Annotated in this window: 17 protein-coding genes and 2 riboswitches; of the genes, 10 read left to right on the top strand and 7 right to left on the bottom strand. The window is 72.0% G+C overall.

All coding sequences use genetic code 11. The annotated features are described in order from the left end of the window. Positions 1 to 55: 55 nt before the first annotated feature. From ACFU7Y_RS19165 to ACFU7Y_RS19150, 4 genes are all read right to left on the bottom strand, one after another. The gene (locus ACFU7Y_RS19165) at positions 56 to 1,717 is read right to left on the bottom strand and encodes a ubiquinol-cytochrome c reductase cytochrome b subunit (protein ID WP_224278325.1); all 1,662 of its coding nucleotides are present in this window, start codon (positions 1,715 to 1,717) and stop codon (positions 56 to 58) included. Continuing rightward, entirely contained in the window at positions 1,714 to 2,766 is a 1,053-nt protein-coding gene (locus ACFU7Y_RS19160; RefSeq protein WP_224278327.1) for a ubiquinol-cytochrome c reductase iron-sulfur subunit, read from the bottom strand. The genes ACFU7Y_RS19165 and ACFU7Y_RS19160 overlap by 4 nt, the downstream gene beginning before the upstream one ends. An 8-nt stretch (positions 2,767 to 2,774) precedes the next feature. Next, complete coding sequence (locus tag ACFU7Y_RS19155) at positions 2,775 to 3,584, bottom strand: c-type cytochrome (protein ID WP_224278329.1); 810 nt, start codon at positions 3,582 to 3,584, stop codon at positions 2,775 to 2,777. 187 nt (positions 3,585 to 3,771) lie between these two features. Then, entirely contained in the window at positions 3,772 to 4,392 is a 621-nt protein-coding gene (locus ACFU7Y_RS19150; protein WP_049651835.1) for a heme-copper oxidase subunit III, read from the bottom strand. A 397-nt stretch (positions 4,393 to 4,789) separates the two neighbouring features. Here ACFU7Y_RS19150 and ACFU7Y_RS19145 point away from each other — a divergent pair, with 397 nt between their 5' ends. The 3 genes from ACFU7Y_RS19145 to ACFU7Y_RS19135 all read left to right on the top strand — a co-directional run bounded on the left by ACFU7Y_RS19145 (position 4,790) and on the right by ACFU7Y_RS19135 (position 8,075). Next, positions 4,790 to 5,215 (top strand): hypothetical protein, encoded by a 426-nt coding sequence (locus ACFU7Y_RS19145; protein WP_224278331.1) that lies wholly within the window; start codon positions 4,790 to 4,792, stop codon positions 5,213 to 5,215. A 118-nt stretch (positions 5,216 to 5,333) separates the two neighbouring features. Further along, entirely contained in the window at positions 5,334 to 6,410 is a 1,077-nt protein-coding gene (gene trpD / locus ACFU7Y_RS19140; protein WP_224278332.1) for an anthranilate phosphoribosyltransferase, read from the top strand. Between the two features lie 111 nt (positions 6,411 to 6,521). Next, positions 6,522 to 6,640, top strand: a riboswitch (SAM riboswitch). Positions 6,641 to 6,692: 52 nt separating this feature from the next. Beyond that, complete coding sequence (locus ACFU7Y_RS19135; protein ID WP_224278334.1) at positions 6,693 to 8,075, top strand: aminotransferase class V-fold PLP-dependent enzyme; 1,383 nt, start codon at positions 6,693 to 6,695, stop codon at positions 8,073 to 8,075. 3 nt (positions 8,076 to 8,078) lie between these two features. On the opposite strand, the gene ACFU7Y_RS19130 is transcribed toward ACFU7Y_RS19135, so the two are convergent. Together ACFU7Y_RS19130 and ACFU7Y_RS19125 are read right to left on the bottom strand one after the other, a co-directional pair. Continuing rightward, positions 8,079 to 8,360 carry an Lrp/AsnC family transcriptional regulator gene (locus ACFU7Y_RS19130; protein WP_224278336.1) on the bottom strand — a complete coding sequence of 94 codons (282 nt, stop codon included), beginning with the start codon at positions 8,358 to 8,360 and terminating at the stop codon, positions 8,079 to 8,081. Further along, positions 8,357 to 9,184 (bottom strand): rhomboid family intramembrane serine protease, encoded by an 828-nt coding sequence (locus ACFU7Y_RS19125; protein WP_224278338.1) that lies wholly within the window; start codon positions 9,182 to 9,184, stop codon positions 8,357 to 8,359. Before ACFU7Y_RS19125 ends, ACFU7Y_RS19130 begins: the two co-directional genes overlap by 4 nt. 201 nt (positions 9,185 to 9,385) lie before the next feature. Between ACFU7Y_RS19125 and ACFU7Y_RS19120 the strand changes: the two genes are divergently transcribed. The 6 genes from ACFU7Y_RS19120 to ACFU7Y_RS19095 all read left to right on the top strand — a co-directional run bounded on the left by ACFU7Y_RS19120 (position 9,386) and on the right by ACFU7Y_RS19095 (position 16,585). Continuing rightward, complete coding sequence (locus ACFU7Y_RS19120) at positions 9,386 to 9,649, top strand: hypothetical protein (protein ID WP_224278340.1); 264 nt, start codon at positions 9,386 to 9,388, stop codon at positions 9,647 to 9,649. Between the two features lie 277 nt (positions 9,650 to 9,926). Further along, entirely contained in the window at positions 9,927 to 11,216 is a 1,290-nt protein-coding gene (locus ACFU7Y_RS19115; RefSeq protein ID WP_263454767.1) for an NYN domain-containing protein, read from the top strand. Positions 11,217 to 11,414: 198 nt separating this feature from the next. Then, positions 11,415 to 12,452 (top strand): C40 family peptidase, encoded by a 1,038-nt coding sequence (locus ACFU7Y_RS19110; protein WP_224278341.1) that lies wholly within the window; start codon positions 11,415 to 11,417, stop codon positions 12,450 to 12,452. A 337-nt stretch (positions 12,453 to 12,789) separates the two neighbouring features. Further along, a riboswitch (cyclic di-AMP (ydaO/yuaA leader) is annotated at positions 12,790 to 12,943 on the top strand. 10 nt (positions 12,944 to 12,953) lie between these two features. Next, on the top strand, positions 12,954 to 14,078 hold the full coding sequence (locus ACFU7Y_RS19105; protein WP_224278343.1) for an NlpC/P60 family protein: 1,125 nt from the start codon (positions 12,954 to 12,956) through the stop codon (positions 14,076 to 14,078). Between the two features lie 228 nt (positions 14,079 to 14,306). Further along, the gene (locus ACFU7Y_RS19100) at positions 14,307 to 15,353 is read left to right on the top strand and encodes a C40 family peptidase (protein ID WP_224278345.1); all 1,047 of its coding nucleotides are present in this window, start codon (positions 14,307 to 14,309) and stop codon (positions 15,351 to 15,353) included. 92 nt (positions 15,354 to 15,445) lie between these two features. Further along, entirely contained in the window at positions 15,446 to 16,585 is a 1,140-nt protein-coding gene (locus tag ACFU7Y_RS19095) for a hypothetical protein (protein WP_380768934.1), read from the top strand. A gap of 23 nt (positions 16,586 to 16,608) precedes the next feature. Here the strand turns inward: ACFU7Y_RS19095 and ACFU7Y_RS19090 are convergent, their stop codons facing one another. Then, positions 16,609 to 17,979: a glycosyltransferase 87 family protein gene (locus ACFU7Y_RS19090; RefSeq protein WP_224284147.1), complete on the bottom strand. Its 1,371-nt coding sequence runs from the start codon at positions 17,977 to 17,979 to the stop codon at positions 16,609 to 16,611. A 213-nt stretch (positions 17,980 to 18,192) separates the two neighbouring features. Between ACFU7Y_RS19090 and ACFU7Y_RS19085 the strand changes: the two genes are divergently transcribed. Then, entirely contained in the window at positions 18,193 to 19,329 is a 1,137-nt protein-coding gene (locus ACFU7Y_RS19085) for a glycosyltransferase family 4 protein (RefSeq protein ID WP_224284146.1), read from the top strand. Positions 19,330 to 19,346: the final 17 nt, after the last annotated feature.

The raw sequence follows: 19,346 nt of genomic DNA, 5'->3' as shown, positions 1-19,346 counted from the left end.
GACCAGAAGAACTCTGGTCAGCGGCCCTCGGGGTGACGCGGTGGTGCCTACGGGATCAGTGGTGGCCGTGGCCGCTGGTGATCTCGTGGTGCTCCTCGGCGGTCGGCTTGGGGATCTGGCTGCCCTCGCCGTAGAAACCGCGGGAGAGCTTGGCCCGGGTGCGGGTGAGGACGCCGGCCTTGCGGGCCACGCCGTTCTCGTCCGCCTGGGCCGGCAGCTCGACCGGCTGGATCTGGTCGTGCGCGGTGAGCTTGTACAGGTCCTTCTGCGGGAGCTGGGCGTGCACCTCGATGAACTCGCCGTGCGGCAGGCGCTTGATGACACCCGTCTCGCGGCCGTGCAGCACCTTCTCCTTGTCACGGCGCTGGAGACCGAGGCACCAGCGCTTGGTGATGATGAAGACGACGACCGGGACGACGAAGAAGCCGACGCGGACGAAGTAGGTGACCGAGTTGATCGACAGGTGCAGGTGGGTGGCGAACAGGTCGTTGCCACCGGCCATCAGCAGGATCAGGTAGAGGCTGATCCAGGCGGCGCCCAGGGCGGTGCGGACCGGAGCGTTGCGCGGGCGGTCCAGGATGTGGTGCTCGCGCTTGTCGCCGGTGATCCAGCCCTCGATGAACGGGTAGGCCGCGATCGAGACCAGGACCAACGGGAAGATCGCCAGCGGGACCATGACACCCAGGTTGAGGGTGTGGCCGCCCCAGACGCTGATCTCCCAGCCCGGCATGACACGGATCAGACCCTCGGAGAAGCCCATGTACCAGTCGGGCTGGGCGTCCGTGGAGACCTGGTCCGGACGGTACGGGCCGTACGCCCAGATCGGGTTGATCGTGGCGATCGCCGAGATGACGGCGATGAGGCCGAACACCAGGAAGAAGAAGCCACCGGCCTTGGCCATGTAGACCGGCATCAGCGGCATGCCGACGACGTTCTTCTCGGTCTTGCCCGGGCCCGCCCACTGGGTGTGCTTGTGGTAGAAGACCAGGATCAGGTGCGCCACCAGCAGGCCGAGCATGATGCCCGGGATCAGCAGCACGTGGATGGTGAAGAACCGCGGCACGATGTCGTGGCCGGGGAACTCGCCCCCGAACAGGAACATCTGGACGTAGGTGCCGATCAGCGGGACGGCGAGGATCGCGCCTTCCATGAAGCGGATACCGGTGCCCGAGAGCAGGTCGTCCGGCAGGGAGTAGCCGAAGAAGCCGTCGAACATGCCCAGGACCAGCAGCAGGAAGCCGAAGACCCAGTTGATCTCACGCGGCTTGCGGAACGCGCCGGTGAAGAACACGCGCATCATGTGCACGAGCATCGCGGCCACGAAGACCAGGGCGGCCCAGTGGTGGATCTGACGGATCAGCAGGCCGCCGCGGACCTCGAAGCTGATGTCGACGGTGGAGGCGTAGGCCTCCGACATCGGGATGCCCTTGAGCGGCACGTACGAGCCGTCGTAGACGACCTCGGCCATCGAGGGCTTGAAGAACAGCGTCAGGTAGACACCGGTCAGGATGATGATGATGAACGTGTAGAGGCAGATCTCGCCCAGCATGAAGGACCAGTGGTCCGGGAAGATCTTCCGCAGGTTGGCCTTGGCGAGGGAGTAGATCCCCAGCCGGCCGTCAGTCCAGTCAGCCGCGGCCTCCCACTTGTTGGCGGGCTTGGCGCGCGTGCTGGAGGGCTTGGCGGCACCGGTGGTGGTGCTGCTCGCGCTACTCATCGAGCACGCTCCCAGTAGCTCGGGCCGACGGGCTCAGCGAAGTCGCCGGTGGCGACCAGGTTGCCCTTCTCGTCAGTGATGATCTTCAGCTGCGGCAGCGGGTGGCCGGCCGGGCCGAAGATGACGCGAGCGCCGTCCGCCAGGTCGAAGGTCGACTGGTGGCAGGGGCAGAGCGCGTGGTGGGTCTGCTGCTCGTACAGGCTGATCGGGCAGCCGACGTGGGTGCAGATCTTGGAGTAGGCGAGGATGCCCTCGAAGCCCAGCTCCTTGGACTTCTCGTCCTTGATGTCCTCGGGCGCGATGCGGACCAGCATCAGGGCGTCCTTGGCGATCCGCTGCTGGAAGTCCTCGCTGTGCGTGGACAGGCCCTCCGGCATGGCGAACGTGAGCGAGCCGACGATGATGTCCTCGGGCTTCATCGGCTGCATGGTGTTCATGTTGATGAGCTGCAGCGGCTTGGCCTCGGTCGCCTCCTTCCAACCGGTCTCCTTGAGCTTCTTCTCGGGAAGCGGGCCAAGGTCACGGAGCAGGACCACGCCGGAGAGCGGGACCAGCGCCATGGAGCCGATCAGGGTGTTGCGGATCATCTTGCGGCGGCCGAAGCCGGACTCGGCGGCACCGGTCCTGAACTGCTCGATGACGTCGGCGCGGACCTCGTCGGAGGCCTCGATCGGGTGACGCTCGGACGGCATCTCGACGTCCGACATCAGGGTGCGGGCCCAGTGGACCGCGCCCGCGCCGATCATGAACAGCGCGACGCCCAGGGTCAGACCGAGCGCGAAGTTCAGCGCGCTGATGTGACCGAGCGGGAAGACGTAGACGATCTGGTCCGGGTCGATGGCCACGTACGAGGCGATGAAGCCGATGGTGGCGAGCATCGAGATCACGAACATCAGCGAGACCTGGCGCTCGGCGCGCTGGGCGGCCCGCTCGTCGATGTCGGTGCGACGGGGCTCGTGGGCCGGCAGGCCCGGGTCGGCGAACGGGCTGCCGTGGTCGGCCACCTCGCCGGCGGAGCCGTGCGGCTCCGGGAGCTTCTCTTCTGACATGTCGTGGCTCATGACTTCTTGGCCTTGGTGGTGTGGGCGGCGACCCAGATCGCGACCGCGATGAGCGTGCCGAGGCCGAAGATCCAGCCGAACAGACCCTCGGTCACCGGACCGAGGCTGCCCAGGGTGAGACCGCCGGGGTTGGGCTCATCGTTGGTGGTGTGGCGGACGAAGGCCACGATCTGCTTCTTCTGCTCCTCGGGCATGGTGGTGTCCGGGAACGACGGCATGTTCTGCGGGCCGGTCTGCATGGCCTCGTAGATGTGCTTGGCGTCCACGCCCTCGAGCGACGGGGCGGACTTGCCCTTGGTCAGGGCACCACCCTGGCCGGCGAAGTTGTGGCACTGGGCGCAGTTGGTGCGGAACAGCTCGCCACCCTTGGAGATGTCCTCGGGGTTGGTCGAGGTGAACTGCTCCTCCTTCGGGATCACCGGGCCGGGACCGAGGGAGGCGACGAAGGCGGCGAGCTGGTCGATCTCGGCCTGCGAGTAGATGTTCTTCTTGCGCGGGACCTGGGCGCCGGGCTGCTGGGCCGGCATGCGGCCGGTGCCGACCTGGAAGTCGACAGCAGCGGAGCCGACGCCGACCAGGCTCGGACCGTCACTGCTGCCCTGGCCGTTCAGGCCGTGGCAGGAGGAGCAGCCCACGGCGAAGAGCTTCTTGCCCTCATCGATCGCGAGCGACTGCGCGGCGACGTCGGCCTGCGCCTTGTCGGCGGGCGCGAACGCGGCGTACAGCCCCCCGGTTGCCGCCAGGGCGAGAAGTAGGACGACCAGCGCCGCCAATGGGTGGCGCCGTCGTGCGGAGAGCTTTTTCACGGAATAACCCCGGTGTCAGGATCTGGTCGACTGGTGGGTGCACCCGGCGGCCGGTCTGGCCGGCACGAGGCTGCCTGTCTAGGGCTGCGCGCGCGGTCGGTCGGTGGGAGCGTCGGCACCGGCAGAAGCGGCCCGTCGCCGGTGAGGGCGGGGGCCGCTGCCGGTGGCCAGCGACCTGATCAGCTGGTTACTTGATCAGGTAGATGGTCGCGAACAGGCCGATCCACACGACGTCGACGAAGTGCCAGTAGTACGACACGACGATCGCGGCGGTGGCCTGCTCGTGCGTGAAGCGCTTGGCTGCGTACGTCCGTCCCAGGACCAGCAGGAAGGCGATCAGACCACCCGTCACGTGCAGCCCGTGGAAGCCGGTGGTCAGGTAGAACACCGTGCCGTACGGGTCGGAGGACAGCGAGAGGCCGTCCTTCTTGACCAGCTCGGTGTACTCGAAGACCTGGCCGCCGATGAAGACCGCGCCCATGGCGAACGTGAGGATGAACCACGCCCGGAGCTTCTTCACGTCACCGCGCTCGGCAGCGAACACACCGAGCTGGCAGGTGAGCGAGGAGAGCACCAGGATCGTGGTGTTGACCGAGGAGAAGGGCACGTTGAGGGCGTGGGCCTTCTCGGTCCAGAACTCCGGCCCCTTGACGGAGCGGAGCGTGAAGTACATCGCGAAGAGGGCCGCGAAGAACATCAACTCGGAACTGAGCCAGACGATCGTTCCGACGCTGACCATGTTCGGCCGGTTGACCGATCCGTGCGCGTGCCCGGTTTCTACTGCTGTTGCTGTCGCCACGACGGACATTATGTCGGTCCCTTATTCCGTCTTCACGTCGGGGGGTGTCCCTCGGAGTGTCCGGTGCGTGCGGTATGCCCGCTTGGGGGTCGACGGGGTGTCCGGACGGGGACTGAGCAGCGGCGCGTCCCTTTTCTGATGGTTCCTCGGAGGGGCCTGCGACCCCCTTGCCCGGCGCGTCGCTGCACGGTCGGAGTAGCCGCGGGAGGTAAGGGGGAGGGGCCTCGGGTCGGCCGTACGGGTGGACCGGGCGGGGCCGGGTGACGGGCCGTCCTCCGGGCGGGTGAGCCCGGGACGCGGCGGCTCGGGGAGGAACGTGCGCGAGGGGGACTCGGCGGAGGGTGATCCGGAGTAGCATCCGGATCAGGCGAACGTGGTCCGGATCACACTTGAGGGAGCAGGGCCCATGGCGTACACGACCGATGAGACGCTCACCGTCCTCGTCTACAGCGACGACCGCAACACCCGTGAGCAGGTGCTGACGGCGCTCGGCCGCCGGCCCGCCGAGGATCTTCCGGAACTGTCCTACCTGGAGTGCGCGACCACCCCCGCGGTGCTCAAGGCGCTGGAGAAGGGGGGAGTGGACCTCTGCGTGCTGGACGGCGAGGCCGTTCCGGCCGGCGGGCTGGGCCTCGGGCGCCAGCTCAAGGACGAGATCTACGGCTGCCCGCCGGTGCTGGTGCTGATCGGGCGGCCGCAGGACTCCTGGCTCGCCGCCTGGAGCCGGGCCGACGCCGCCATCTCCCACCCGGTGGACCCGGTGGCGCTGGCCGAGGCGGTCGCCACCCTGCTGCGGGCGCGGCTGGCGAAGCGGACTCCGGCAGTCCGCTGAAATCCGGTCCGGCAGTTAGCAAATACAGGGGTAGAAGCCGCCCCTTCGCTCGATAGGCTGGCTCCATCCGTACGGACGTCCCCCTGGTGTGGGGAACCGACAACAGCTGGAGTCAGCCATGGTGAACGTGAACCCTGCGAACGGCGGTAGCGACCCCGCGCAGGTGGTCCGCACCTGGCCGGACCTCCTGGCGGCACTGTTGAAGGGGAACGACCTCGACCGCTCGTCCACCGAGTGGGCGATGGACCGGATCATGAGCGGCGAGGCGTCCCCGGTGCAGGTGGCCGGGTTCATGATCGCGCTGCGGGCCAAGGGCGAGTCGGTCGAGGAGATCGCCGGTCTGGTCGACGCAATGTACGCGCACGCCGAGCCGCTGGAGATCCCCGGCCCGGCGGTGGACATCGTCGGCACCGGCGGGGACCGGGCGAAGACCGTCAACATCTCCACCATGTCGGCGATCGTCGCGGCGGCCGCCGGCGCCAAGGTGGTCAAGCACGGCAACCGGTCGGCCTCCTCCGCCAGCGGCTCCTCGGACGTGCTGGAGAAGCTCGGGGTGGCGCTGGACCTCTCCTCCCGGCGGGTCGCCGAGGTGGCCGAGGAAGTCGGGCTCACCTTCTGCTTTGCGGCGAAGTTCCACCCCTCGATGCGGCACGCGGCCACCGCGCGGCGCGACCTCGGGGTGCCGACCGCCTTCAACATCCTCGGCCCGCTGACCAACCCGGCCAAGGTCACCGCGCACGCCATCGGCTGCTTCGACACCCGGCTGTCCGGGCTGATCGCCGGGGTGCTGGCCCGGCGGGGCGCGACGGCGCTGGTCTTCCGCGGTGACGACGGGCTGGACGAGCTGACCATCACCACCACCTCGCAGGTCTGGCTGGTGCGCGACGGAGTGGTCACCGAGACCACCTTCGACCCGCGGGACGTCGGCATCGAGCTGGTCGGCATCGAGGCGCTGCGCGGGGCGGACGCCTCGTACAACGCCGAGGTCGCGCGGCGGCTGCTGGCGGGGGAGCACGGGCCGGTGCGGGACGCCGTCCTGCTGAACACGGCGGCGGCGCTGGTCGCGCTGGACCTGGGCGACGCACCGCTGACCGAGCAGCTGGCGGCCGGCATGGAGCGGGCCGCGAAGGCGATCGACTCCGGCGCCGCACAGGACCTGCTGCGGCGCTGGTCGGAGGCCACCAGCCGGATCTGAGACGGCCGTTGGGGAGCCCGTGCCGGTACGCCGGCACGGGCTCTTCGCGCGCTGTCCGGATGCTGGATGCCCGTTTGACCACCCGCTGGACGCGGCCTAGAGTCTTCGCCAGGTCATGAGCGACAGCGTCAAGCCCCAGCTGGCTGTCCGGCAACCCTCCGTCCGTGGCGGGGTGCCCTGGGTGAGGACCGGGTCGCCACGGCAAACCGTCCGTGCGACAAGCGCGGACGCCCGACGACTGGCACTCCCGGGGTCCCTACACCCCTGAAGGAGTGCATCCTCATGTCCCTCTCCACCGAAATCTGCGCCCCGCTCGCCGTCCTCGGCGCCGACGTCGAGGTCCCGCTCGCCAGCGGTGAGAGGGTCGGCTACGCGGCGCTCGACTACGCGGCCAGCTCGCCGGCGCTCCAGCGGGTGTGGGACGACGTCGCCGCCTACGCGCCGTACTACGGCAGCGTCCACCGCGGCGCCGGGTACCTCTCGCAGCTGTCCACCGACCTGTTCGAGCAGAGCCGCCGCACCGTCGGCGAGTTCCTCGACCTGCGCGAGGGCGATCAGGTGGTCTTCACCCGGGCCACCACCGACTCGCTCAACCTGCTGGCCGCCGCCGTTCCGGCCGGCACCCGGGTGTTCGCCTTCGAGACCGAGCACCACGCCTCGCTGCTGCCCTGGGCGCACGCCGGACTGGACGTGACCTACCTGCGGGCGCCGCGCTCGCGGGCCGAGGCGGTGGCCGCGCTGGACGCCGCGCTCGCCGAGGCGCCCGAGGGCCCCAAGCTGCTCTGCGTCACCGGCGCTTCCAACGTGACCGGCGAGCTGTGGCCGGTCGCCGAGCTCACCGAGACCGCCCACCGGCACGGCGCCCGGGTGGTGCTGGACGCCGCCCAGCTGGCGCCGCACCACCGGGTCTCGGTGCGCGAGCTGGGCGTCGACTGGATCGCCTTCTCCGGCCACAAGATCTACGCGCCGTTCGGCGCCGGGGTGCTGGCCGGCCGGGCGGACTGGCTGGACGCGGCCGAGCCGTACCTCGCCGGCGGCGGGGCGACCCGTACGGTGGCCCGGGAGACCGACGGCTCGGTGGCCGTGCAGTGGCACACCGGCCCGGCCCGGCACGAGGCCGGCTCGCCGAACGTCATCGGCGCCTATGCGATCGCCTCGGCCTGCCGGGCGCTGACCGAGGCCGGCTTCGACGCGCTGGAGGCCCGCGAGCAGCAGCTGATCGCCCGCCTGACGGCCGGGCTGGCCGAGATCCCACAGGTCAAGGTGCTGAACCTGTTCGGCGCGGACTCCACGCGGGTGGGCGTGCTGTCCTTCGTCGTCCGGGGCTGGAACAGCTCGCACTTCTCGGCCGCGCTGTCCGCCGAGTACGGCATCGGGGTGCGCGACGGCCTGTTCTGCGCCCACCCGCTGGTGCGCACGCTGCTCGGGGACGAGGCCCCGGCCGTCGAATCGGCGTGCGGCGCTCCCGATCCCTCGCTGCCGGGCGAGCGCAGCCTGAACGCGATCCGGGTGAGCTTCGGCGCCGGGACGCCGGACGAGCACGTGGACCGCTTCCTGACCGCCGTCCGGGAGCTGGTCACGGACGGCGCGGCCTGGAGCTACCGCAACGAGGGCGGGCGCTGCGTCGCGACCGCGCAGATCGACCGGGGTCGGCGCGAGGGCTGATCGCTACTCGTCCAGGCCGAGGGCGAAGGCGGCTTCCAGGTCGTGCTGGGAGTAGGTGCGGAAGGCGATCTGGGTCTCGGTGTGGGCCACACCCGGGACCTTGTTGAGCCGGCCCGGGATGACCTCGGCCAGGTCGTCGTGCCGGCGCACCCGCACCATCGCCACCAGGTTGTAGCCCCCGGTCACCGAATAGACCTCGCTCACGCCCTCGATGGCAGCGATGGACTCGGCGATCTCCGGGATGCGGTCGACACTGGTCTTGATCAGGACGATGGCGGTGATCACAGTTCGGGCTCCTTTGTGGGGTGCCGCCAGCGTATCGGGCGTCGGCCCGGTCGTCGCGGGGGGTGGCGGACCACGGTGCAGACGTAGAGGAACCCGGCCGAGAAGCCGATCACGTGGACCAGGTACGCCACCCCCGGGCCGGCCGAGTGCATCGACCACCACTGCAGGGCGAACCAGAGGCCGAGCACCAGCCAGGAGGGGAAGCGCAGCGGCAGGAAGAGCAGCAGCGGGACGAGGGTGGTCACCCGGGCCCGGGGGTGGAGGCGCAGGTAGGCGCCGAGGGCGGCGGAGATCGCCCCGGAGGCGCCGATGAGCACCCGGGTGGAGTTCGGCGAGTGTGCCTCGGCGAGCGCGAAGCCGTACGTGGTCAGGCTGCCGGCGGCCAGGTAGAAGACGGCGTACCGGGCCCGGCCCAGCCGCCGTTCGACGGTGGGGCCGAAGACCTGGAGGAAGAGCAGGTTCCCCAGCAGGTGCAGCCAGCCGGCGTGCAGGAAGAGCCCGGTGAGGACGGACAGGGCCGGGTGCTTGCCCGGAGTCGGGGCGGTCGGGCAGCCGGGGGCCGGGTCGGGGGCCTCGGCGAGCTGTCCGGCGGTCAGCGCCCGTCCGGCCAGCACCTCGGCCGGGATGGCGCCCCAGCGCTGCTCGTACCGCTGCTCCGCGCAGAGCCGGGTCTGGCCGGTGCCGTACAGCGGGTTGAGCCCGGCGGCCGGGCCGAGCAGGAAGACCAGGGTGTTGAGCGCGATCAAGGCGTAGCTGACCACCGGGACGGTCGCCGCCGGGCGGCCGCCCGGGGCGGCGGTGTGGTCGGGGGCCGCGAGCGCCATGTGGCCAAGCATCCCTCCGGGCGCCGCAGGTGACACGGCGGTTTACGGCAGGTGGACTAGCTCGGTTGTTCGGGCAACCGGTGGTCGCGATGGTTGCCCCAGGCAATAGGCTGGGGGCGGGCATTCCCGCCTCCCGCCGCCGACGCCGGGGCTCCGGGGGGAGCGCCTAGCCCACGCAGGGACCACCCGAGAGGACCCCCGATGACCGTCCCCGCCCTGACTGCCGAGACGCGCTGGCGCTGCACCCTGTGCGGCAACCTCACCCGCTTCGACGTGACCCGTACCGCGCGGGTCACCGAGTTCCTCCACTTCGACCTGGCCGGCGAGTCCAAGGTCGAGGAGACCGAGGTGCTGAGCGAGACCGTCGAGTCGGTGCGCTGCCGCTGGTGCAACGCGGTGGACCAGGTCGAGCTGGTGGCCCGGCCGGGCGCCGAGGGGCCGCAGGACCCCGCCGAGCAGGGCTGATCCCCGCCGGTGCGACGGGTGGGTGCGCGGCGCACCCGCCCGTGCCGCACGGGACAATACAGAAACAAGACGCACGGAGCGTGACGACAGGGGCGGCAGCGGCCGTGCCCGCTGGACCAGGATCGGAGCCGAGGACGTGGTGGACGCAGCGAAGGAGCCCGGCGAAGCCCAGGGGCTTCAGCCCGCTGCGGCCGAGGCCTCGGCCGAGGCGGCGGGGGCGGCGAACGACTCCTGCGAGCCCGCGGCGGAGCCCGTCGTCGAGAAGCTCGACCGGCCGCTGCCCGAGGGCGTGCGCCGACGCGTGGTCGGGCTGGCCTCGGACGCGCTCGGCGGGCTGCCGTCGACCGAGCTCCCGCAGGGCCTGCGCCAGTACGTCAAGTTCACCCCGGCGCGACGGGCCAAGTACGCGGCCACCGCGCTGGCGGCGGCGCTGGAGGCGGAGCCCGCCTTCCGGGTACGGATAGCGGAGCGGCTGCGCCTGGGGCAGCCGGACCTGGTGAAGTCGCTGGAGTCGGGCACCGTCCCGGGCGCGGCCGATCCGATGGACATCGCGGCCGCCGCCTACCTGGTGCGTTCGCCGGGCTGGAGCCGGCTGGTGGCCGAGGTCGGCGAGGAGGCCGAGCGGGCCGGCGCCGAGGACGCGGCCGCGGAGGCGGCCCGGTTGATGGAGAAGCTGCAGGCCGAGCTGGCCGAGGTGCGGGCCTCCGCGCGGGCGGACATGGACCGGCAGCGGGCCGAGTCCGACGGGGTCCGCAAGGAGGCGGAGTCGCTGCGCAAGAAGGTGCGGTCACTGGAGAGCGACACCCGCCGGGCGCAGGCCGAGACCCGCCGGGTGGCCGGCGAGCTGGAGGCCGTGAAGGCGCAGGCCGCGGCCGAGCGCGGCGCGGCCGAGATCGAGGCGCGCAGGCTCAGGCACCGGGTCTCCGAACTGGAGAACGCGGTCGAGCAGGGCCGCCGGTCGGCCCGCGAGGGGCGCAGTGTCGAGGACATGCGGCTGCGGCTGCTGCTGGACGCCGTGCTGCAGTCGGCCCAGGGACTCCAGCGGGAGCTGGCGCTGCCGGTCTCCCAGATCCGCCCGGCGGACCTGGTGGAGGCGGTGGTGCCGGGGGCGGCCTCCCCGCACGACGTGGCCCGGCGCGGGCTGGCCGAGGACGATCCGGCGCTGTTGGACCAGCTGCTGGCGATTCCTCAGGTGCACCTGGTGGTGGACGGCTACAACGTGACCAAGACCGGCTATCCGACGCTGCCGCTGGAGCAGCAGCGGATCCGGCTGCTGGGCGGGCTGGCGATGCTGGCCCAGCGCACCCAGGCGGAGGTCACCTGTGTGTTCGACGGGCAGGACCTGGACGTCCCGGTGATCATGGCGCCGCCGCGCGGGGTCCGGGTGCGGTTCAGCCGGACCGGGGAGACGGCCGACGAGCTGATCCGCCGCCTGGTGCGGGCCGAACCGCAGGGCCGCCCGGTGGTGGTGGTGTCCACCGACCGGGAGGTCGCGGAGGGCGTGCGGAAGGCGGGCGCGCGCCCCGTGGCGTCGGTGCTGCTGCTGAACCGGCTGGCCCGGCCCTGAACCCACCGGGCCGCATGATGCCTGGTCAGGCGCGGTTCCGAGGCGATGCGCGGCTTTCGTGAAGTCGGTGTGGAAACCGGAGTTCACGCCTTCGGGGGAGTGGCAAAACGGATAGATCTTCACTAGGGTCTGGCGTCAAACCTATTTTCTGGAACCTCATCCCATCGGGTGAGTCCGATGAAAGAAGGAGCCGGTCCCTTGGCCTCCCACCGCCGTCCCAAGCAGCCGAGCCGCGCGCGGATCTCCGTGCTCACCGCTGCCGCTGCGACTGCGGTCGCCCTCTCCGCCCAGGTGGCCGCGCACGCTGCGCCGCAGCCGAACAAATCGGACGTCAAGGCGCAGATCGACCAGCTCCAGGAGGAGCAGGAGCAGGCGGCGGAGAAGTACAACGGAGCCAAGGAGCGGGCCGACCAGCTGCGCAAGCAGGCCGACCAGCTGCAGGACCAGGTGGCCCGCAGCCAGGAGCAGATGACCCAGCTCCAGGGCGGCCTCGCCGAGGTGGCGGGCGAGCAGTACCGCACCGGCGGCATCGACCCGTCCGTCCAGCTGATGCTCTCCTCCGACCCGTCCGGCTACCTGGAGAAGGCCTCCACCGTCCAGCAGGCCAGCACCAGCCAGGCCGAGGCGCTCAAGGGGCTGCTGGACCAGCAGCGCCGGCTGGACCAGGAGAAGACCGAGGCGGCCGCCGTGCTCGCCTCGCTGGACACCACCACCAAGGACCTGAACCAGGCCAAGGCGGACGTCAACACCAAGCTGAAGGCCGCCCAGGACCTGCTGAACTCGCTGAGCGCCGCCGACCGCGCCGCGCTGCGGGCCCAGCAGGCGCAGGACGACCGCGCCTCGCGCGGCAGCGACCGGGTCGACCTCAGCAGTCTGCCGCCGGCCAGCGGCTACGCGGCCGTGGCGATGTCCAAGGCGATGAGCAAGCAGGGCTCGCCGTACGTGTGGGGCGCCACCGGGTCGACCACCTTCGACTGCTCGGGCCTGATGGTCTGGGCGTACGGGCAGGCCGGCGTCTCGCTGCCGCGCACCTCGCAGGAGCAGGGCCACTACGGCACCCGGGTGCCCTCGCTGGACCAGGCCCAGCCGGGCGACCTGGTGATCTACGGCGCCGACATGCACCACGTCGGGATGTACATCGGCAACGGCATGGTGGTCCACGCGCCGCACACCGGTGACGTGGTGAAGGTGATGAAGGCCGACGCGATGTCGATCAACACCATCCGCCGGGTCTGACGGACCGACATGCCCGAGGGGCTCCTCCGGGGCCTGTGAAAAACGCCACCTCCGTGCGGGGGTGGCGTTCGGGTTTCCGGCCTCTTTGCGGCCGCATGCTGAGAACCGATCAGCCTTGCGTGTGCCACTGGTCACCATCGGTCATTTTCACAAAGGAACTTGGGTAATCTTCCGTCTTTTTTCTGACAAGGATTTGAACGGATCACGGTTCAGTTACTAGGGTCGTGCCCCGAACCACCGCACTGTCGATCGCCCAGCCAGGGTGGCGGCGGTGGTTACCGCCGAGTTCGCGAGGCAGCGGGGCAGGTCGAAGCGACTGCCCGACAGGGGAGCCCAGTTTTCGGGGGCGCTGTGGAGCGGAGCCGGGGAACCACGTTCCTCCGGGGTGAATCGGCGCCAGGTCGGCCGGTGGAACGGCCGTGAGGCGTCGTAGGGCATGCTTCCGGCCCGAACCCGTCAGCTCACCCGGTAGGCGGACGTAGGAAGAAGGAGTCCGCCTTCGTGGCGTCCCATCGTCGTCCCAAGCCCGCCGGTCGCGCCCGCGTCTCGATCCTGACCGGTGTCGCCGCCGCAGCCGTCGCCCTCTCCGCGCAGTCCGGCGCCCACGCGGACCCGCAGCCGACCAAGGAACAGGTCAAGGAGCAGGTCGACCAGCTCAACGAGCAGGCCGAGGTCGCGACCGAGAACTACAACGCCGCCCAGGCCAAGCAGCAGGAGCTGGAGAAGCAGGTCTCCGGCCTGCAGGACCAGGTGGCCCGTCAGCAGGCCCAGGTCACCGAGCTCCAGGGCGGCCTGGCCGAGATCGCCGGCGAGCAGTACCGCAACGGGGGCATATCCCCGACCGTCCAGCTGATGTTCTCCTCCAGCCCGGACAACTTCCTCAGCCAGGCCGGCACGCTGAACCAGGCCGGCAGCACCCAGAAGGGTCAGCTGAAGGAGCTCCAGGAGCAGCAGCGCAAGCTCGACCAGGACCGCAACGAGGCCCAGGGCAAGCTCGCCGAGCTGGAGTCGACCACCCAGCAGCTGAAGGCCTCCAAGGAGGAGGTCCAGGGCAAGCTGAAGGCGGCCCAGGACCTGCTCAACACACTGACCGACCAGGAGCGCCGGGCGCTCCAGCAGGCCGAGGAGAAGGCCGCCGCCGAGGCCCAGCTGAAGGCGGAGTCCGCGAAGCTCGACGCCGCGAAGGCCGCCGCCGACCGCGCCTCGCGCGACAACAGCCGCGGCGACCTCGCGAGCGGCACGACCACCGCTCCGGTGAAGGTGGCCGCCGGCAGCTCGCGCGGTGCCGCCGCGCTCTCGGCCGCCGCGTCCAAGGTCGGCAGCCCGTACGTCTGGGGTGCCACCGGCCCGGGCTCCTTCGACTGCTCCGGCCTGATGGTCTGGGCGTTCAACCAGGCCGGCGTGTCGCTGCCGCGTACCTCGCAGGCGCAGGCCTCGGCCGGCACCCGGATCGGTTCGGACATCTCCCAGGCCCAGCCCGGCGACCTGCTGATCTTCTACAGCGACGCCCACCACGTCGGCATCTACGCGGGCAACGGCCAGGTGCTGCACGCGCCCAAGCCGGGTGCGTCGGTGCGCTACGAGGCGGTCACCAACATGCCGCTGACCTCCATCGTGCGGGTCTGATCCCCGCGCGGACGCTTCCAGGCCCGGTCTTCCCCACGGAAGGCCGGGCCTGCGGCTTTTCCGGCGGGGTCGATCTGATGTCCGATTAGAGGTCGAATATTCGGGTTGGTGGGGGTTTGGACTCGCTTGCCCGAACTCGCTAACGTCTGCCACCGGACTCCCGCTCGACGGCCGCCCGTCGTGGTGCGGCGGCGGGGGTCGCACCGCAGGATTGGAGCCGCTGCCGCCATGCCCGTGCACCGCCGTTCCCAACTGCTCACCCGGGCGCTGGTGCTGACCGCGGCCGCCGCCACCGCGCTGGGCGTGGCCACCGGAGGCAGCGCCCAGGCCGCCCCCGGCAGCCCGGACCCGTCCGACCGTCAGGACGTCACGGCACAGGTGGAACAGCTGTACGACGAGGCCGAGCAGGCTTCCGAGAAGGCCAACGCGGCGCAGGAGGCCCAGCGGCGGCTCCAGGGCGAGACCACGATCCTCCAGGGCGAGATCGCCGTCGCCCAGAACCAGCTCAACGAGCTGCGCGGCGACCTGGCGACGGTGGCCGGGGCCGAGTACCGCGGCGGCGGGATGACCCAGACCGCCCAGCTGATCCTCTCGCCCGACCCGGAGGGCTACCTGGCCCGCGCCCGCACCCTGGGCCAGGCCGCCGTGCGCCAGCAGGAGACTCTGCACGAACTGGTCACCCGGCAGCGCCGGCTCGACCAGCGCCGCACCGAGGCGGCCGGCAAGCTCGCCGAGCTCGACCGGACCCGCCGCTCGCTCGCCGACAGCAAGCAGCAGATCCAGCAGCGGCTGGCCAAGGCGCAGAAGCTGTTGAACGGCCTGGACGCCACCGAGCGGGCCCGGATGACGGCCCAGGACGCCCGGGACGCCGAGCAGCGCGCCACCCGGGGCACCGACCGGCTGGACCTCGGCACCGCCCCGCCCGCCTCCGAGCGCGGGGCCGCCGCGCTGGCGGCCGCGGTGCGGATGATCGGCTCCCCGTACGTCTACGGGGCCACCGGGCCGCACGCGTTCGACTGCTCCGGTCTGATGTACTACAGCTGGCGGCAGGCCGGAGTGACCCTGCCGCGCACCTCGCAGGCCCAGGCGTACGCCGGGCAGCGGATCAGCCTGTCCGAAGCGCGACCGGGAGACCTGGTGATCTTCTACCGGGACATGCACCACGTCGGCATGTACGCCGGTGGAGGCGTGATCGTGCACGCACCCCGCCCGGGCGCCAAGGTCCGCTACGAGAGCGTCACCGCCATGCCGGTCTCCGGGGTGGTCCGGCTCTGAGCGCCCTGCCGTCCGGCCCCGCCGGCGCCACCGACCCTGCCGGCCCCGCCGACCCCGCCGAGACAGCCCGGCCCCGGCCCCGTCCCCGCCGCGTGCTGTCCCGGCGGGGTGCGCTGCTGCTCGCGGCCGGCGGAGTGGCCCAGCTGTCGCTGCAGCCGGCCGCCCCGGAGGTACGCCCGGCGCGGTCGGCGGACCGGCACGGCGAGGTGGCCGCCGCGCTCGCGGAGCGGGCGCGCTCGGCGCCGCCGTGGGCCGGGCTGCCGGTGGCCGAGGCGGGGTACCGCAACCTGGTGCTCGCCGCCTCCGGCGGGCCGGAGCGGCTGACCGCCGCCGCCGACCTGGCGGTGCGGATCGCCGGGTACGACGAGTACCCGGTGGTGTACCCGCGCCGGATCGAGCTGGTCCGGGCGGGGGACAGCTGGCGGGTCGAGCGCGAGGAGAGCGCGGGCGGGCCGCCCGCGCCGTGGGACTTCGGGCCGCTCCGGTCGGCGCCGGGCGCGCACTGCCTGGTGCTCGGGCCGGCCGCCGGCCCCGACCCGGCCGAGCTGGTCGCGGTGGGGGACCGGGCGGTGCCCGCCGTCACCGAGGTCTGGGGCGGCGCCTGGCCGGGGCGGCTGCTGCTGGAGCGGCCCGCCACCGAGGAGCAGTTCGCCCGGCTGCTGGAGGGCGACCCGGACGGCTGGACGGGCATGGCGGCGGTCACCGTGGCCGCCCCCGGCGCGCCCTGGCACACGCCCTCGGACCGGGTGCTGGTCAACCCGGAGGCGTACGGGCGGCTCAGTGACTTCGGCCGCCAGGTGGTGATCACCCACGAGACCACCCACGTCGCCACCAGGGCCGACACCCGGGCCTGGACCCCGCTGTGGCTCTCCGAGGGCGTCGCCGACTGGACCGCCTACCGCGACTCGGGCCGCAGCCCCCGGCAGATCGCCCCCGAGCTGGCCCGGGACGTCGCCGCGGGGAAGCCGCCGACCGCACTGCCCGCCGACCGGGACTTCGCCGCCGGAGCCTCCGGGATCGCCCAGGCCTACGAGCAGTCCTGGCTGGCCTGCGAGCTGATCGCCCGCGTCCACGGCCCGCAGCGGCTGGTCGCCTTCTACCGGGCGATCGGCGCGGCCGACGGGCAGGGCGAGGACCGGGAGCGCCGGACCGACCGGCTGATGCACCGTGAGCTGGGCGTCGGCCTGGAGGAGTTCACCCGGCTCTGGCTGGAGCAGGTGACGGCGCTTTGAGGCGCGTCCGATCAGGGGTCCGGTCAGCGGCGCTGTTCGGCCGGGGTGCCCGGGTGGTCGATGCCGTCCAGCAGGTCCTGCTCGTAGGCGATGCCCGGACGCACCGGGTAGCCGGCGGCCGGCAGCGGGGCGGGCTCGCGGTCCAGCACCACGGTCGGCGGCAGCGGCGCCTCGCCGCGGGTGGAACGCCAGAGCCGGACGCAGGAGAGCAGGGTCGCGGCCAGCAGCAGCAGGTTGCGCACGGCCAGCACGGTGACCGCCGCCGGGTCGCTGGCCAGGACCTGGGTGAACATGGTCGGGAACTCGACCAGGGTCAGCGGGCAGGCGAGCAGGATCAGCACCGCCACCGGCCGCTGGCTGCTGTTGCGCACGGTCAGGCAGACCGCCGCGACGCCGATCAGCCAGACCAGGTACTGCGGGCTGATCACCCGGCTGGTCACCACGAATATCAGCAGCGCGCACAGCGCCGCGTCGTACATGGTGGCCGCGCTGCGGCGCTTGGAGGTGAAGCGCCACAGCAGCAGCCAGCCGAAGCCCAGCAGGGTGCCGGCCATCATCACCTTGCTGATCACGCTCACCCACGGCCCGAGCATCTCGGGGGAGCCGTAGTTCATGGTGACCCTGCCGTCCCAGGCCCCGGCGATCCGGGCGAAGTGCAGCGGCAGCGCGCCGAGCGACTCGACCTCGATGCCGCGGTCCTTCTGGAAGGCCAGGAAGTCGAAGGCGCCGTTCATCCCGGCCGCCAGCAGGAAGCCGATCGAGACGGCGGTGGACCCGGCCAGCGTCCAGGAGCGGCGGGTGCGGCGGCCGGAGGGGGTGCCGATCAGGCCGAGCAGCGGCCAGATCTTGACGATGCCGCCCAGGCCCAGCAGCAGCCCGCCGACCGCCGGGCGACGGATCAGCGCCAGCAGGCCGGCCAGGGCGACCGCGGTGACGATGACGTCGAAGCGGTTGTAGATCATCGGGCCGAGCAGCGGCACGCCCACCACCCACAGCCAGGCGCCGGTCAGCGCCCGGCCCCGGCGCAGGCCGGTGCGCACCAGCAGCGCGGCCGCGGCGGCGTCGGCGATTCCGCAGATCACCCAGAACGAGACCAGGTACGACCAGGGCAGCAGGCCCGGCAGCAGGATCACCAGGGCGGCGCCCGGCGGGTACTGCCAGGTCACGTCGTCGAACGGGAAGGTGCCGGTCTGGAGCACGCCGTACCAGGCGTGGTAGATCATCCAGACGTCCGCCGTGACGTCGCCGCCGGGCGCCTTCAGCACGCCCGTCGCCAGCAGCACCAGCAGGGCGCGGGTGGCCACCCAGGTGGCTCCGAGCGCGGCGAGCGCCCCGAGCGGGCGGCCGAGGCGGCCGCGCGAAGAACCGGGCTCGGTGGCCGGGGCCAATTCCACTGCGCTCCCTCGTTCGTCTCGGACGTCCCCACCGGAGGCGTCGTATCGACGGACGCCCGGGCCGCCGCATCCGCGGCCTAGGTACTAGGACTGACCCGGGGGTCAAACGGTTGCCGTGCGCGGTTCCGTTCCCGGCGGGTCATGGTGTTGACCTATCGTACGGATCACCCAGCGGTACACCGCGCACACCCCGACCGAACGAGCCGTGGCCTGATGCACAGAACCTTGATCGTCACCAACGACTTCCCGCCACGCCCCGGTGGCATCCAGGCCTTCGTGCACAACATGGCCGTCCGTCAGCCCGCTGGCAGCGTCGTGGTGTACGCCTCGACCTGGCGGGACGGCAGCGAGGTGGCCCGCTTCGACGCCGAGCAGCCGTTCCCGGTGATCCGTGACCGGACGAAGGTGATGGTTCCCACACCCCGGGTCACCCGGCGGGCCGCCGAGATCCTGCGCGCGGAGCGGTGCGACTCGGTCTGGTTCGGCGCCGCCGCCCCGCTCGGGCTGATGGCGCCCACGCTGCGCCGGGCCGGGGCCGGACGGCTGCTCGGCATGACCCACGGGCACGAGGCCGCCTGGGCCCAGCTGCCGGTCTCCCGGCAGCTGCTGCGCCGGATCGGTGCGGGCACCGACGTGCTGACCTACCTGGGCGAGTACACCCGCTCCCGGATCGCCGCGGCGGTCGGGCCGCAGGCCGCGGCCCGGATGGTCCAGCTGCCGCCGGGCGTGGACGAGACGACCTTCCACCCGGACTCCGGGGGCGCCGAGGTGCGCCGCCGGCTGGGGCTGGCGGACCGGCCGGTGGTGGTCTGCGTCTCCCGGCTGGTGCCGCGCAAGGGCCAGGACACCCTGATCGAGGCGATGCCGCAGATCCTCGCCGACGTGCCGGACGCGGTGCTGCTGATCGTCGGCGGCGGCCCGTACCGGGCGGACCTGGAGAAGCTCGCGGACGCCACGGGCGTACGGGCCTCGGTGCGGTTCACCGGCTCGGTGCCGTGGGAGGAGCTGCCCGCCCACTACGGGGCCGGGGATGTCTTCGCGATGCCGTGCCGCACCCGGCGCGGGGGGCTGGACGTCGAGGGCCTGGGCATCGTCTACCTGGAGGCCTCGGCGACCGGCCTGCCGGTGGTCGCGGGGGACTCCGGCGGGGCGCCGGACGCGGTGCTGGAGGGCGAGACCGGGTACGTGGTGCCCGGCGGCTCGGCCTCGGCGGCGGCCGAGCGGATCGTCCGGCTGCTGCACGACGAGGAGCTGCGGCGGCGGATGGGCGAGGCCGGGCGGCGTTGGGTGGAGCGTTCCTGGCGCTGGGACCTGCTGGCGGGGCGGCTGACCTCGCTGCTGGCCGGGTGACGTGGACGGGCCCGCCT

Source organism: Kitasatospora sp. NPDC057542, from assembly GCF_042801945.1.
Lineage (GTDB): Bacteria > Actinomycetota > Actinomycetes > Streptomycetales > Streptomycetaceae > Kitasatospora.
Note: the sequence above shows the minus strand (reverse complement) of the source record. Positions and strands in the feature narration are given on the sequence as shown.

Excerpts from the sequence above, each read along its gene's own strand:
- ACFU7Y_RS19165 (WP_224278325.1), bottom strand. The coding sequence starts at position 1,717 with ATGAGTAGCGCGAGCAGCACCACCACCGGTGCCGCCAAGCCCTCCAGC.
- ACFU7Y_RS19160 (WP_224278327.1), bottom strand. The coding sequence starts at position 2,766 with ATGTCAGAAGAGAAGCTCCCGGAGCCGCACGGCTCCGCCGGCGAGGTG.
- ACFU7Y_RS19150 (WP_049651835.1), bottom strand. The coding sequence starts at position 4,392 with ATGTCCGTCGTGGCGACAGCAACAGCAGTAGAAACCGGGCACGCGCAC.
- ACFU7Y_RS19145 (WP_224278331.1), top strand. The coding sequence starts at position 4,790 with ATGGCGTACACGACCGATGAGACGCTCACCGTCCTCGTCTACAGCGAC.
- trpD (WP_224278332.1), top strand. The coding sequence starts at position 5,334 with ATGGTGAACGTGAACCCTGCGAACGGCGGTAGCGACCCCGCGCAGGTG.
- ACFU7Y_RS19135 (WP_224278334.1), top strand. The coding sequence starts at position 6,693 with ATGTCCCTCTCCACCGAAATCTGCGCCCCGCTCGCCGTCCTCGGCGCC.
- ACFU7Y_RS19125 (WP_224278338.1), bottom strand. The coding sequence starts at position 9,184 with ATGGCGCTCGCGGCCCCCGACCACACCGCCGCCCCGGGCGGCCGCCCG.
- ACFU7Y_RS19120 (WP_224278340.1), top strand. The coding sequence starts at position 9,386 with ATGACCGTCCCCGCCCTGACTGCCGAGACGCGCTGGCGCTGCACCCTG.
- ACFU7Y_RS19100 (WP_224278345.1), top strand. The coding sequence starts at position 14,307 with ATGCCCGTGCACCGCCGTTCCCAACTGCTCACCCGGGCGCTGGTGCTG.
- ACFU7Y_RS19085 (WP_224284146.1), top strand. The coding sequence starts at position 18,193 with ATGCACAGAACCTTGATCGTCACCAACGACTTCCCGCCACGCCCCGGT.